Here is a 12,860-nt window from a genome sequence, read left to right on the forward strand (position 1 = left end):
CCTGAAGGGGACTTGACGCCACGCTCACGTGAGCTAGATCAAATTCTTCGTTTAGCCGCCTAGACCACCAGTTGCAACTTTTTGATACTTAGCTCAGGAATTTAATTTCTGGGTCAATTTCTGCAAAAGTATAGGTAGTTAACACTTGTTAGCTACCAAGTTGAGCAGAAATCCACCAGATGATGACACCTTGGGCAAACAATGGGCGATGTCTGGCGACAAGAAGCAGAGCTTCTACGCCTTTTTGGGTTATCCAGGCAGAATTAGGTTATTTACGATGTGTGCGATGTCTACGACGGGCTAGCGCCTACGCACTAAGGAGAAATACTAGAGTATGATCCAATACGGTTCAGTTAAGGAAAATTGTAGGTTGGGTTTCGCAAAGCCTCAACCCAACAAACCTGCCCAAATGTTGGGTTTCGTTCCTCAACCCAACCTACGCAGCTTAAGGTTTTTTGCGCTAACTGAACCGTATTGGAGTATGATCTGCGATCGCAATTGCTGTGTTGGCAACTAAATATCAAGCATTTTCAGGGGATATTGCCAGTTTTTACAACAATTTCAATACATCGCTCAGTTTTTAGGGAATAGAAAATGAACCTGCCCACCAGAGATATGGGCAAGAAAACGACGGCGCAAACAAGACACGAACTGTAATAATTAGTTGTCATCAGTGCATTATTTAATTGTCATGGTGACAACATGAGCTTTGAGTCAGAAAAGTAAGAAACAACTTTTCACAATCAAGTTTCCTTTTATAAAGATATATTCTGACGTAGGTGTAAAATTCTACATTTTAGAAATATCGATCTTGAAAATCAAAATAAGATTTTTATGATTAATAAAAAGGTCTTTTCCATATTAGGAACCATTGCTGTAATTACCATGATTACTCCCTGGTTAGATGGGAGCAAGGCGGCTAGTCATGAATTGTGGTCAGAACAGCAGGTTCAGAATCAAACGAGGGCATTGGAGGGAAGTTGGCGTAGTGTAGTTACTCCCGCGCCCCAGAGCGGTATGTCACCATTTAACACTTACGCTACCTTTATCATAGGTGGAAGTTTGATCCAATCCAGCATCAATCCGCTGCAACAAGGTCTTCCTGCTCATGGAGCGTGGATTAGAACCGGGCCTCAGAAGTTTACTGCGAATGAAAAAAAGTAGTTAACTTCTATCTTCATTCCTAATTTATCACTTTTAACTCCTAACTTTTCTGCCAATACCAATTATACCACTGCTTAGTACTATGAACTGCAAACCAGAGCAGAAGTAAAGCAATTAATCCTCCTTGCCAAGGAGCATCAAAGGCAAAAAGTACTAGAGCAACACATAAGGTATCTTGAAGAAAGACTGCCCACAACGGTAAGCCGCGTAAGCGATAGAACCAACCAACTTGAACTAGCTGGAGTACTAAAGCTAATAAACTCCCAGTTAAGGCAATTAGCCAATTTGGCGTTGCTGTTGCGGAAGCTACTGCTAACCCCATAATTGCCCCCACGACGGGAGACATTAATAACTGAACTACTTGGAGCAATCTTTGCCCCCATAGCTTTTTTGAGGCCAATAATTCAAATAAAGACCAACAACTGAGGCACGCTAATAATATTGGTTGAGAAATATGAGATAAAATTGGAACTTGCGACCACAAGTTACTACCCTGCAATAATCCAATAATTAGCAAAGGTGTACCTATTCTCATTCCTGCTGCCGCAGAGGCTGAAAGTGTGGCTAAGATTTCAATCATTAAAGTACTGGAAGCACTAATAATATAGCTAGATATTTGTTATTTATACTACCCAGAACTCACAAAAATTCCAGCACTAAACTGACAATCTTCAGAAAATTTGCGGATTTTTGACTAACAAGTTAGTAGTGAACGCTTAAGCGCTCACTACAAGCAAACTAAATACCTAATCGTTGGTAAACCTCTTCTAAATGCCGTAGATGCTGCTGGGGGTCGAAACACACCTCTAGTTCGGCTGGAGACAACTTTTGGATAACGCGAGGGTCTTTGCTAATCAAGTCCTGGAAATTGCCTTCGGGCTTGTTCCAAGCGGCGTGAGCGCTTTCTTGAACGATCGCATAAGCTTGATCTCGGTTGCTTCCCTTGTCTATCAAAGCAAGTAGCACTTTTTGGCTGAACACAACGCCACCGTAGAGGTTGAGATTTCGTTCCATGTTCTCAGGATAGACCAACAGGTTTTTCACCAAGTCGGTTATTTCTATCAACATAAAATGCGTCAAGGTGCAAGCATCGGGCAAAATTACCCGTTCTACAGAACTGTGGGAAATATCCCTTTCATGCCAAAGAGCAACGTTTTCCAAAGCTGCACCGGCATAACTTCTGACGAGTCGCGCCATTCCCGTTAGCCGTTCCGAACGGATGGGGTTACGCTTGTGTGGCATTGCTGAGGAACCTTTTTGACCTTTGGCGAAGAATTCTTCAACTTCTAGAATGTCGGTTTTTTGCAGATTGCGAATTTCGACAGCAAAACGTTCGATGGATGCCGCTACCAAAGCTAATTGTTGCACATAATCGGCGTGGCGATCGCGGGAAATAACTTGTGTTGAGGCCGTATCGGGTTTGAGTCCGAGTTTTTGGCAAGCGATCGCTTCTACACGGGGTTCAACATTAGCGTAAGTTCCCACTGCTCCAGAAAATTTACCCACGGCGATGGTTTGGCGAAGAATTCTCAGGCGTTCTTGATGTCGCAACACTTCTGCCAACCAGCCAGCTAGTTTAAAACCAAAAGTAATTGGTTCAGCGTGAATACCATGCGATCGGCCAATCATCACTGTATGACGGTGCTCTTGTGCTTTTTGGCGAATTGCCTGAATCAAATCTTCCAAACGTTGCAACAACACATCCAGACTGGCAACTAATTGTAGTGCTAAAGCCGTATCCAGTACATCAGAACTGGTTAAACCCAGGTGAATATAGCGTCCGGCATCACCGACATATTCGTTAACATTTGTCAAGAAAGCGATAACGTCGTGGTGGACTACAGCCTCAATTTCCAGCACCCGTTTTGGGTCAAAATCTGCCTTGGCCTTAATTTCCTCGACCGCCTGAGACGGAATGTAACCCAATTCAGCCTGAGCCTCACAAACAGCAATTTCTACTTGCAGCCAAGTTTTTAGCTTATAGGCTTCATTCCACAAATTAGCCATTTCGGGCAAACTATAACGCTCAATCACAATTCGGCACAGAATACAACCGTCATATTCTACAGTCTAATTAATGTAGATCACTTTTTAACTCTACTTTTTGCTCAGGGACGGAACTAGTTTTTGAGTCCGACGTGATGATACTAATCCTACCGTCAGCTTCCATGTATGCAAACTTTACATCTGCTAAAAATTCCACACCTTGCTGACGTAACTTGCTCATCAACTCATCGTCTGTAATTAACTCTCGTTGCAGATGACGCTGAATCATCCGACCATTCTTTACCAGTAGCAACGGTGGCTGATTTAGGAAACGTTGGAACTGGGGTATTTGATAGCCTAACCAGTTTAGCAAGTAGCTCCAAAAAATCACAGTTCCTACCAGGATAGCGCCTTCAGTGATTGATGTATAATTACTCGCCATAGCGTTTTGAGCAGCTTCAGCAAACAATACAACTACGAGTAAATCAGTAATTCCTAGAGTTCCTAGTTGTCGGCTAGGAAGTATGCGTAGTACTGAAAATAGCGCTAAATAGACCAGTGAACCGCGGATAATCAACTCAAAGATGCTGATGCTAGGAATAAAGATTGCTTGCCAATCGATAAAAAACAATTTGTTCGTCAACATTAATTTTCTCTTTTTATAGTATTTAAATCTAATTCATAATCCAGGAAATCATCTAGATAAACTGGAACTTCCTTTTTGAAAAGCTATAGGTTGTAATCAGTTTTTAACGAAATACTCAGGTTCACAAAAGTATTTTGTCCGTGATTAAAGGAATTTAAAAGCAAGGAAAGAAAACCTTGCCCTTGGATACGGACTTATCTCCTACATCAATTTAGCTATAAGATAACTACAGCCAAGGAAAATAATGTGTATCCTTTTAGTAATTAAAAGTACTGCCTTTTTCTTCTAGATTTCAAGCGCTTAGGTTGCCAAAACGACCGGATGAGGCGATTCATTAACTTAGAAAACGGCTGTTTATTACTTTTATTTTGCTTTTTTTCAGTAGTACCATTGCTCTTCGTCTCGTCAGGAGTAGAAGTTTTATCATTGAGAGGTATGGCGTTTTTATCTGGAGTTATGCCGCTCCCGTGTCTTCTAGCATAAACCTGGGTGAATTCAGCACCGAAGAAAAGAATTTGGGCGGCATAGTTAACCCAAGCTAAGATTACCACCAGTGAACCGGCTGCACCATAAGCTGAACCAAAGCTGCCATTACCTAAGTACTGTCCTAACAAAAACCTACCAATGGTAAATAAGAAAGAGGTAAGAATAGCTCCAATTAAAACATCACCCCAAGCAATTTTGACATCTGGTAGAACTTTAAAAATTAGTCCAAACAGTAATGTAGTGATGGCAAAAGAGATGATGAAGCTGATAATTTGCCAGACAAAATCGACACCTGGGAGTAAGTTACTAAAGTATGTTATTAATGCTGATAATGCTGTACTAATTACTAGAGAAACTAAAAGTAAAAAGCCAATCCCGATCACCATTGCAAACGATAAAAAGCGTAGGCGAATCATGTTGATAACGCCGCGTCCGGGTTTCGGTTTAACTTCCCAAATCGTGTTGAGGGCATCTTGCAACTCGGTAAATAAACCAGTAGCACCTACGAGCAAGACTACAACACTAATGATAGAGGCGATCGCACCTGTTTGGGGTTTATTAGCATTTGTAATCGCCGTTTGGATGAATTCTGCGCCATCTTTACCGACTAAACCTTGAATTTGTCCAACGATTTGACCCCTTGCCGCCTCTTCTCCAAATACTGCGCCTGCGATCGCAATTACAATAATTAGTAACGGTGCGATGGAAAAAATCGTGTAATAAGCTAACGCCGCCGCTAACCGTGAGGCTTTATCCTCACTCCATTCCTTAAAGGTTTCTTGGAATAGCTGCCCAATTGCCTGCAAATTCATTGCGTCAGTCTCCTTACAGGGGATGTTGCTTAGTCCCTGATATATTGGATACTGATTTGCTTACTATCGTCATCTTCCCAAGGGAGTTTCTGAAGCGTCCTTGAGGAGGAATTTAGCAGAGTCGATAATTTATTTGATGGGAATATCTATAAATAATTTGCTTTTTGACAGACAATAGGTAGTGCGATCGCATAATCCCTTGATTGATTCCCCTAATATCGTTTTGCTAAAATTTGGTGTTTCTTCATCGGTTAGCTATCTAAAACATCGTACTGAAAATTTATACTTACTTATATAACGGTTCCGATTCAATATTGCCATTGTGTGCGCCTATTCCGAAAAAAGCACAACCCAGTGTCATACTGATGACACCAATCCACAGCCAAGTTTGAACCATAAATTTTTTCCAGCTTTTTGGTAACTATTAATGATAAATAGTTAATGAGAAGTTTTACCATTTAACATTATTTAATTTTTCTTGCATAAAAAATATTATTTGTATTTTTTATTATGCCAGTCTTAATCATTAAATAAATCTTTCTTAATGGAGATTTTAGATTAATAAAAAATCTGATTTAAATATAATCAAAAATTAAACTTTAGTAGCTTGTACTTTAGTACAGTACAAACAGTCTTCTTTGAACCTTTCTCTTTAAGGTAAGACTAATAAAGAATATAAATTGAAAATTTGGTATTGCTAAATTAAGGTATGAAATTTAAAAATTTCACTTATGAGGACTTCGTGAGTTTTTCTAAAGCGTCTGCTCTGCTCTCGATTGAATATCTTAACAATCAAGACCAGAGCATACGTATTTACGCTTTTAACAAATAGATCAAGTCAAGCTTGGGAACGCCTACCTAGATCTAACGGCTAAACCAATGAAGTTACCTTTAGGTACATTGGCAATTTTAGTTGCAATGCCAGTAGATAGGTCAATAGTGTAAAGAACTGAACCAGACAGTGCATAGGCAGTATTTTTGCCTTGTGCATCTGTAAAGATGTCGAACCCACTTATGGGTGCAAAGTTAACACCAAGCTTGCCGATAGTTCTGAGAGTGCCATCATTGGGTGGGTTTTGCAGTACTAACACGTCAAGATCGTAATCAATGCCATAAAGTTGAGTTGATGTGGCTCCAGCAACTGAATTTATGTAAGCGGCACCAGTAATGTTGGGGTCAACTGCGGCGTTAACATCATCAATAGCGTAGGCTAGGGTTTTATCGACAGTAACTGCACCAGTATCGACATTGGTACGAAAATTTTGGTCATTGCTACCTACTGTCCGTAAGCGGTCTGGTACGGGATTGAAGTCAAACCCTGACTGAAATCCTCCATTAAAGCTGCTAGATAGTTGGCTCACAAAGGTCGCCTGACCAGTTCTAAAGTTGATCGTGTATACTTTGTCAGTATCTGTGACACCATAAAGCAGACCGTTTGCTGGACGGAAGTCAATATTGTGCGGCTTGAAGAACAGTTTTACAAAGTCCAATTGTCTAAAACTAAATTTGGTACTTGACAAAAGTCCCGGTTGTTCTGTGTAACCAAAATTCCATTTACCGAGAGAGCGATGGCAGCAATCCGTAAATCCTGCCGACCAACTTTAATCTTTTGATGGAGTAGATTTGTATATAGTTTTTGGGCTTCAGGAGTGAATTTTAAGACATTGAAGCTTTTCAAACTATCAAACGTTACCTGTAGTTTATCATAAGCCGAAACCAGTTCATTAGGAGTCGCTCGTCGAATAACTTGAAATCGTCCACGAAGTTGTTCCTCGATAGTGACAATTGTAATTGCGACTTCGCTAGCGTCAATAATATTTAGGCGATAAGCAATTTCTAAATTTCCTCTCTGGAAAAGAGAAACGCTATCAGTATCGAGAACCCAAAGACTCAACTTGCTTCCCTCTGCATACTAGAATCTGCTGCATTCTCAGTAGCATCCAATTCTTGACGATACTCTTGAATATACTGTTGAACTACGTCAAAGTCTGGATCATCTTTAAATACTCCGGCAAATTTCATCCAAGGTTTTTGATATTGCTCAGTTTGAGGCAATTTGATTTCCATCGGAATGACTTCAACTTTGTCTAAATGCTGAACCAAAAGCTGGTTCAGTATTAAAAGTGCCTGTTCACGAGTTGCTGCTTCGACATGATACTGTGGAAGTTCCAAAATAGATGCGATCGCGCTACCATCTTCTCTAGTTTCCAGCAAAATATTTACTTTTAAATTTGCGGTCTGTAATTCTGCTAAAGTATTAATTTCCATAAAGTTTCGACTCTGACTCATTTATTAGAATCATAGCTTTAGGGTTGCTGTTTTAGCTGCTAATAACACAAACTATTTAACAGACTTAAGTCATCATCACAAGATTCCTACTGCATTCTATCGATTGTGCGATACTGAATTGCTTCCGCTACATGATTAGTTTTTAGCTCATCTTCTCCCGCTAAATCTGCAATAGTCCGTGCTACTTTGAGAATGCGATCGCTTGCTCTTGCCGATAAACCTAATTTTCTAATTGCTACTTCTAATAAATTGCGACTAGCATCATCTAGCTTGCACCATTTCTGGAGATGACGACTCTGCAAATGGGCATTGCAACGCAGATTTGGTTCTTCTTGAAAGCGAGTAATTGCGCGATCGCTTGCTTGTTGAACTCGTTGTAGCACTGATACTGATGCTTCTCCCGTAGGTTGTTGGGTAATCTCTTCTGGTTTCAAGCGATTCACCGCAACTTGTAAATCAATTCGATCCATCAACGGGCCAGAAAGTTTTGCCCAATATTGCTCGCGTTGCCGGGGAGAACAAGTACATTGTTGGATGGTATCGCCATAATAACCGCATGGACAGGGATTGGTACTCGCTACCAGAGTAAACTGCGCCGGAAATGTTACCGATAATTTGGTGCGGGAAATTGTCACGTAACCATCTTCCAAAGGTTGACGCAGAAATTCCAACACATCTCGTTTAAATTCCGTGAGTTCATCTAAGAAAAGCACACCTCGGTGAGATAATGAAATTTCTCCAGGGCGAGGGAAGCTACCGCCACCAACGAGAGAAGGCCCAGATGCCGAGTGGTGGGGACTGCGAAAAGGGCGATCGCGTACCAATGAACCACGATTTTTCAATAAACCAGCTACCGAATGAATGCGAGTCACTTCTAAAGATTCGGCAAAGCTCAAGGGGGGTAAAATTCCTGGTAAGCGCCGTGCTAACATGGTTTTCCCACTACCAGGTGGCCCAACAAAAATTAAATTATGTCCGCCAGCCGCAGCAATTTCTAAGGCTCGACGCGCATGAGCTTGTCCTTTAACATCATGCAAATCTGCGCCAGGGTAAGATACTGTTGCTATCTCCGGTGTCTCATCCATCTGCACAGGTTTGTAACGCCCCGGATTATTTAAAAAATTTACCACATCAGACAAATGTTTGCAACCATAAACAGCCAAGCCTTCAACCACTGCGGCTTCTTGAGCATTATCAGCAGGGATAACTAAACCTGCAATTCCCATCTTTTGGGCTGCGGCTGCGATCGGTAAGACACCAGCCACCGGACGCAAACTGCCATCTAGAGAGACTTCGCCCAAAAATAGATAATCCCCCAGCAAATCAGGGCTAACTTGCTCAGAAGCTGCCAAAATTCCCACACTAATCGGCAAATCGAAACAAGGGCCTTCTTTGCGTAAATCTGCCGGAGTTAAATTAATGACGATCTTTCGCATGGGAAAGGCAAAGCCAGCATTTTTCAGCGTTGCTTTGACTCTTTCTCTTGATTCTTGAATCGCTGAATCTGGCAGTCCCAAGACAACAATTCCCGGTAATCCTCCTGACACATCGACTTCTACGCCTACTTTGACGGCATCGATGCCCACAATTGATGCACTCCAGACTCTAGCAAGCATTTCTTATATAATAGTAAACCTTTCAAAGCTCTAGCAGATGAGTTGGTGGATTGGCATGAGTGAAACCACAGAGATGATTTTTAGTTGAGATCGGCTAATGGGAATTTAAGTTTAAAGTCAGGTTATTCTTGAGTCTCAAATTCAACTTTATCGTAAATATCTGATAGAGAGATTTGAAATTCAATCGAGGAGAGAATTAAAATGCTATCCTCATCTTCATGCTCGGAGAAAATCCATTTTTTCTCATCAGTTTTAGAATATTGTTCTACATGATTTTTGTACTGATCAATCAGAACATATTCTTGGAAACTGGGTATGGTGCGATAAGCCGCAAATTTTTCATCTATGTCATAGTTTCTGGTAGATTTAGATAGCACTTCAGCAATAATCAAGGGATTAGTAATTGTATCTTTACGTCCCTCAGAAAATTCTAATGAACCGGCAACAACCATGACATCGGGATATGTATGAATTTTCTTTTTGGGAATCCATAAACGTTGATCAGTGATGAATACTCGATAAGGTTGTCGCTTCAGAGCAAAATTAAGGGCTGCATAAAAATTCCCAGCTATTTGATTGTGATTTGGTGTTCCACCTGTCATGGGTATAATTTGACCATCTATATATTCGTGACGATACTCGGAAATGACTTCTAGTTCTAGGTATTCGGTGGGGGAATGGTGGGGTTGTTGTAATTGCATAAGCTTGTTTTTTAACGCAAAGGAGCGCGGAGGGAACCGCTGAGGGACGCTGAGGGGTTATTTATGCTGGGTTCCAGGTGCCGTGGAAGCTGTGGGGGATGACGCTGGGTAATTGGAGTTTGCAAAGGGGTTCTGTGTCTAGGCGATCGCTATCAAATACCCAAAGTTCACTACTATGAGAATTACCATCGTAGACAACGGTTAGCAGCCAACTTTGTTCAGGGTTTTGGTTATCTTGCACGTGGATGGGTTCGGAAGGATAGCGATTTTCTCCTAAGTCTGCTTCGGTGAGGGTTTCGGTTTTGTAGTCGAAGCGAGCGATCGCATTTAATAGTTCTTGGCTAATATCTGTTCCTGTCTGGAGTATTGACATATATGTGTACTGAGAAGCTTGCCCGACGTTTTGCTGTGGTACAGTCGGAAATTCACAATGTCGATTTAATACTTGCTGAATTGAGGTAACTTTGCTCGTTTGGGGATGCAAATGAACTCGCGTTAGTGTACTTTTAGCTGCGGTGTGAGTCTCACCTGTGGCTACTTGTTTGAGATATTGGTTAGTCTGAAAATCTTCATAACGGGCGATATCTACAATCACTGAGCCGCTAGCATCGACATAACCGTTGGCAAAATGCCATTGATACCAAGGTTCAGTTTCTCCACGACTAACCACAGATAGGGTTTCCCGATCAATAACTAAAATCTGAGTTCCTAATCTAGGTTGCCACTCTAGCGAATCACTATAGTTGTTTATCCCGACTAGTATAGGTAAGACATTCAATCGCACTGGCGGAATGAAAAATACAATATACTGTCCTGCTAAAACAAAATCATGCACCAATGGTACACCATCTAGCTGGTATGCGGATTTTTGGATAATTTTGCCAGTGGAATCGCTTTTGTAAATATTAAGCGTTGCATTTTTTCCAGGGCTGATGCCAAAGTTAAAAATCTCCCCTGTTTGCTTGTCACGCTTACAATGTGCCGAATAGTTTAATCCTTTCGTTAACCCCCCTAAATCATCTTCGCCCCAAGTTTCTAAAGTCTGTAAATCGAGGGCGTGGGGTTTACCACCTTCCCACAGTGCCAAAAGTTTATCTGGAAGTGCTAGTACTGAGGTATTGGCAGCATTCTTGATGGGCTTTTGCCATTGATTCCAAATTGGCCCCGGTGCAGTCATGCCATAATTGCCATAGAGTAGTTTACCTGCTGCGGCTTCTTCTTGATAGCCAGAGGTTTGCACGTAGCGATAAACCCCGGTGGCACCTGCATCGGTAAAATTTACAGCCAGAATTGCCCCATCTCCATCAAACCAGTGTCCCATATCAATGCCACCGCGTTCTAGCCGGGCGGGACCATTGCGGTACAGAGTGCCACGTAAACCATCTGGGATTTTGCCGGAGATAATTGGCAGTTGCGTAGAGGGAAATTCTGTTGCTGGTTGGGCGTTAGCGAAGGTCACCGTAGGTATCGCACCTGCCCAGGCTTTTTTTATTGACTTTTTATCAATGGTATGCATAACGACACCTTCAGCGTAGTAGCTACAGCTTTAATTTTTCTAATTCAAAAAACGGGAACTCTTCTAAATATAGTTCCGTTGCTTCTCGTAAGTTAGACATCGCTTCTTCTATCGTCTCTCCTTGGCTGGCGGTTCCCACCTCTGGACATTCAGCTACATAAACATCCTCTTCCCAGTGCAGAATTGCTGTAAAGGTTTGAGTTTTTGGATCTTTAGCCGATTGTAATGAACTCATGGAGTGTTTATCTGGCTATCTATTCATTTTTCTATTGTTGCTTAACCACCTGGAACCAACAACATTCGCGCCTCTATTGCTTCTCAGGTTTGGGGTGACACCCGCACTGCTGCTTGTTTGCAGTCGATGAAGATATTTAATTTTTGCAGGTGCGTAAAGTGTAAGATTGTGCTGGCGATGTCTACGACGGGCTGCGCCTACGCACCGGCCCAGGCTTTTTTTATTGACTTTTTCTCAGTTGTGTGAGTATTAATTTAGTGTTCGATAATATGTGAGCGAAGATGAAAAACAAAAAGTTGTGCATTCCTAACTACAAGATTTTGTGTAATAACAACAGCTTGAGGGTTTGTTAGGACAACTTCAACGTTTTTAACTACAGCTTGAGTGGGAGTCACTCCAGCTTGAGTGGGAGTCGCTACAGCTTAAGCGGGAGTCACAACAGCTTGAGTGGGAGTCGCTACAGCTTAAGCGGGAGTCACAACAGCTTGAGTGGGAGTCGCTACAGCTTAAGCGGGAGTCATAACAGCTTAAGTGGGAATCACTCCAGCTTCAACGTTTGTTACAACAATTCAAATTCTGTTAATGAAAGCTTTTAGCGTAGCGACTTCAGCAAGCGGGAACTGTTTTAAATAAAGTTGCGATCGCTGCCTGCAAGTTATGCTATTAAGCGATCGCGTTGTTCATTCCACTAAACTTCCTGCAACTTCGCCGTTTTTGTATCCTTAGCCTGTTGTAATAAACTCATGGAGCGTTTATCTGGCTATCTTTTCATTTTTCTATTGTTGCTTAACCTGCTGGAACCAACAACATTCGCGCCTCAATTGCTTCCCAGGTTTGGGGCGACACTTGCACTGCTGCTTGTTTGCACTGGATGATGAGATGATTAGCGTAGAGATAATTTTCGAGTGCTTTTATTTCTTCTTTAGATAATTTGACCATTTCTGAGGTGAGATTGAAAACATTAAGTAAGGTTTGTCTGAGGTGTTTAGCAAATGCCCAACGTAGTTCCCATGATTGTTCATCATTAGGAACTTGAGCTTTCAGTGCTTCTAACTGGGCTATTAGTGCAGTAAAGTTGACTTTATTAAAGATTTTTAATTTTTCAAGTTCACGAGTATAGTCTATAACATGAGTGATAGCGTCAGCATCAGCATTGACGATGGCAATAGCGTAAGTCCACTCGGAAAGCAAGATGGAAAAAATGACGTTGAAGCTATACTTTTGCAGAAATTGACCCAGAAATTAAATTCCTGAGCTAAGTATCAAACAGTTGCAACTGGTGGTCTAGGCGGCTAAACGAAGAATTTGATCTAGCTCACGTGAGCGTGGCGTCAAGTCCCCTTCAGGAGCGGACTTTTGGGAGAGAACTTGGGTGATGGTAAAATGTTGTAGTCCTCTACGTAAACGGG

The 12,860-nt window shown here is 41.6% G+C and carries 15 protein-coding genes; 3 read left to right on the forward strand and 12 right to left on the reverse strand.

From position 1 onward, the window contains the following. Window positions 1-160 precede the first annotated feature (160 nt). On the forward strand, window positions 161-304 hold the full coding sequence (locus ACEW80_RS04990; RefSeq protein WP_373525528.1) for a hypothetical protein: 144 nt from the start codon (window positions 161-163) through the stop codon (window positions 302-304). Between the two features lie 530 nt (window positions 305-834). Further along, window positions 835-1,164: a hypothetical protein gene (locus ACEW80_RS04995; RefSeq protein ID WP_373525529.1), complete on the forward strand. Its 330-nt coding sequence runs from the start codon at window positions 835-837 to the stop codon at window positions 1,162-1,164. A 40-nt stretch (window positions 1,165-1,204) separates the two neighbouring features. Here ACEW80_RS04995 and ACEW80_RS05000 read toward each other — a convergent pair whose 3' ends face one another. The 11 genes from ACEW80_RS05000 to ACEW80_RS05050 form a co-directional block, all read right to left on the reverse strand. Further along, window positions 1,205-1,744 carry a DUF4126 domain-containing protein gene (locus ACEW80_RS05000; protein WP_373525530.1) on the reverse strand — a complete coding sequence of 180 codons (540 nt, stop codon included), beginning with the start codon at window positions 1,742-1,744 and terminating at the stop codon, window positions 1,205-1,207. Between the two features lie 158 nt (window positions 1,745-1,902). Further along, a complete protein-coding gene (gene purB, locus ACEW80_RS05005) occupies window positions 1,903-3,198 on the reverse strand; it encodes an adenylosuccinate lyase (RefSeq protein ID WP_373525531.1) in 1,296 nt (431 codons plus the stop codon). Window positions 3,199-3,238: 40 nt separating this feature from the next. Beyond that, window positions 3,239-3,796: a DUF421 domain-containing protein gene (locus ACEW80_RS05010; protein ID WP_373525532.1), complete on the reverse strand. Its 558-nt coding sequence runs from the start codon at window positions 3,794-3,796 to the stop codon at window positions 3,239-3,241. 263 nt (window positions 3,797-4,059) lie between these two features. Continuing rightward, on the reverse strand, window positions 4,060-5,094 hold the full coding sequence (locus ACEW80_RS05015) for a YihY/virulence factor BrkB family protein (protein WP_373525533.1): 1,035 nt from the start codon (window positions 5,092-5,094) through the stop codon (window positions 4,060-4,062). 854 nt (window positions 5,095-5,948) lie between these two features. Further along, a complete protein-coding gene (locus ACEW80_RS05020) occupies window positions 5,949-6,584 on the reverse strand; it encodes a DUF4394 domain-containing protein (RefSeq protein ID WP_373525534.1) in 636 nt (211 codons plus the stop codon). After that, window positions 6,572-6,988, reverse strand: a complete 417-nt coding sequence (locus ACEW80_RS05025) for a type II toxin-antitoxin system VapC family toxin (protein ID WP_373525535.1) — start codon at window positions 6,986-6,988, stop codon at window positions 6,572-6,574. The genes ACEW80_RS05020 and ACEW80_RS05025 overlap by 13 nt, the downstream gene beginning before the upstream one ends. After that, a complete protein-coding gene (locus ACEW80_RS05030) occupies window positions 6,985-7,362 on the reverse strand; it encodes a hypothetical protein (RefSeq protein ID WP_373525536.1) in 378 nt (125 codons plus the stop codon). Before ACEW80_RS05030 ends, ACEW80_RS05025 begins: the two co-directional genes overlap by 4 nt. A 107-nt stretch (window positions 7,363-7,469) precedes the next feature. After that, on the reverse strand, window positions 7,470-8,999 hold the full coding sequence (locus ACEW80_RS05035; RefSeq protein WP_373525537.1) for a YifB family Mg chelatase-like AAA ATPase: 1,530 nt from the start codon (window positions 8,997-8,999) through the stop codon (window positions 7,470-7,472). A 122-nt stretch (window positions 9,000-9,121) separates the two neighbouring features. Then, complete coding sequence (locus ACEW80_RS05040; protein WP_373525538.1) at window positions 9,122-9,700, reverse strand: Uma2 family endonuclease; 579 nt, start codon at window positions 9,698-9,700, stop codon at window positions 9,122-9,124. A gap of 61 nt (window positions 9,701-9,761) precedes the next feature. Beyond that, window positions 9,762-11,216, reverse strand: a complete 1,455-nt coding sequence (locus ACEW80_RS05045) for a carotenoid oxygenase family protein (protein ID WP_373525539.1) — start codon at window positions 11,214-11,216, stop codon at window positions 9,762-9,764. 22 nt (window positions 11,217-11,238) lie between these two features. Continuing rightward, window positions 11,239-11,451: a type II toxin-antitoxin system HicB family antitoxin gene (locus ACEW80_RS05050; RefSeq protein WP_373525540.1), complete on the reverse strand. Its 213-nt coding sequence runs from the start codon at window positions 11,449-11,451 to the stop codon at window positions 11,239-11,241. Window positions 11,452-11,831: 380 nt separating this feature from the next. Between ACEW80_RS05050 and ACEW80_RS05055 the strand changes: the two genes are divergently transcribed. Beyond that, complete coding sequence (locus ACEW80_RS05055) at window positions 11,832-12,047, forward strand: hypothetical protein (protein WP_373525541.1); 216 nt, start codon at window positions 11,832-11,834, stop codon at window positions 12,045-12,047. Between the two features lie 190 nt (window positions 12,048-12,237). Here ACEW80_RS05055 and ACEW80_RS05060 read toward each other — a convergent pair whose 3' ends face one another. Next, window positions 12,238-12,642 carry a hypothetical protein gene (locus ACEW80_RS05060; protein WP_373525542.1) on the reverse strand — a complete coding sequence of 135 codons (405 nt, stop codon included), beginning with the start codon at window positions 12,640-12,642 and terminating at the stop codon, window positions 12,238-12,240. Between the last annotated feature and the right edge of the window lie 218 nt (window positions 12,643-12,860).

It is taken from the genome of Nostoc sp. (assembly GCF_041747015.1).
Lineage (GTDB): Bacteria > Cyanobacteriota > Cyanobacteriia > Cyanobacteriales > Nostocaceae > Nostoc.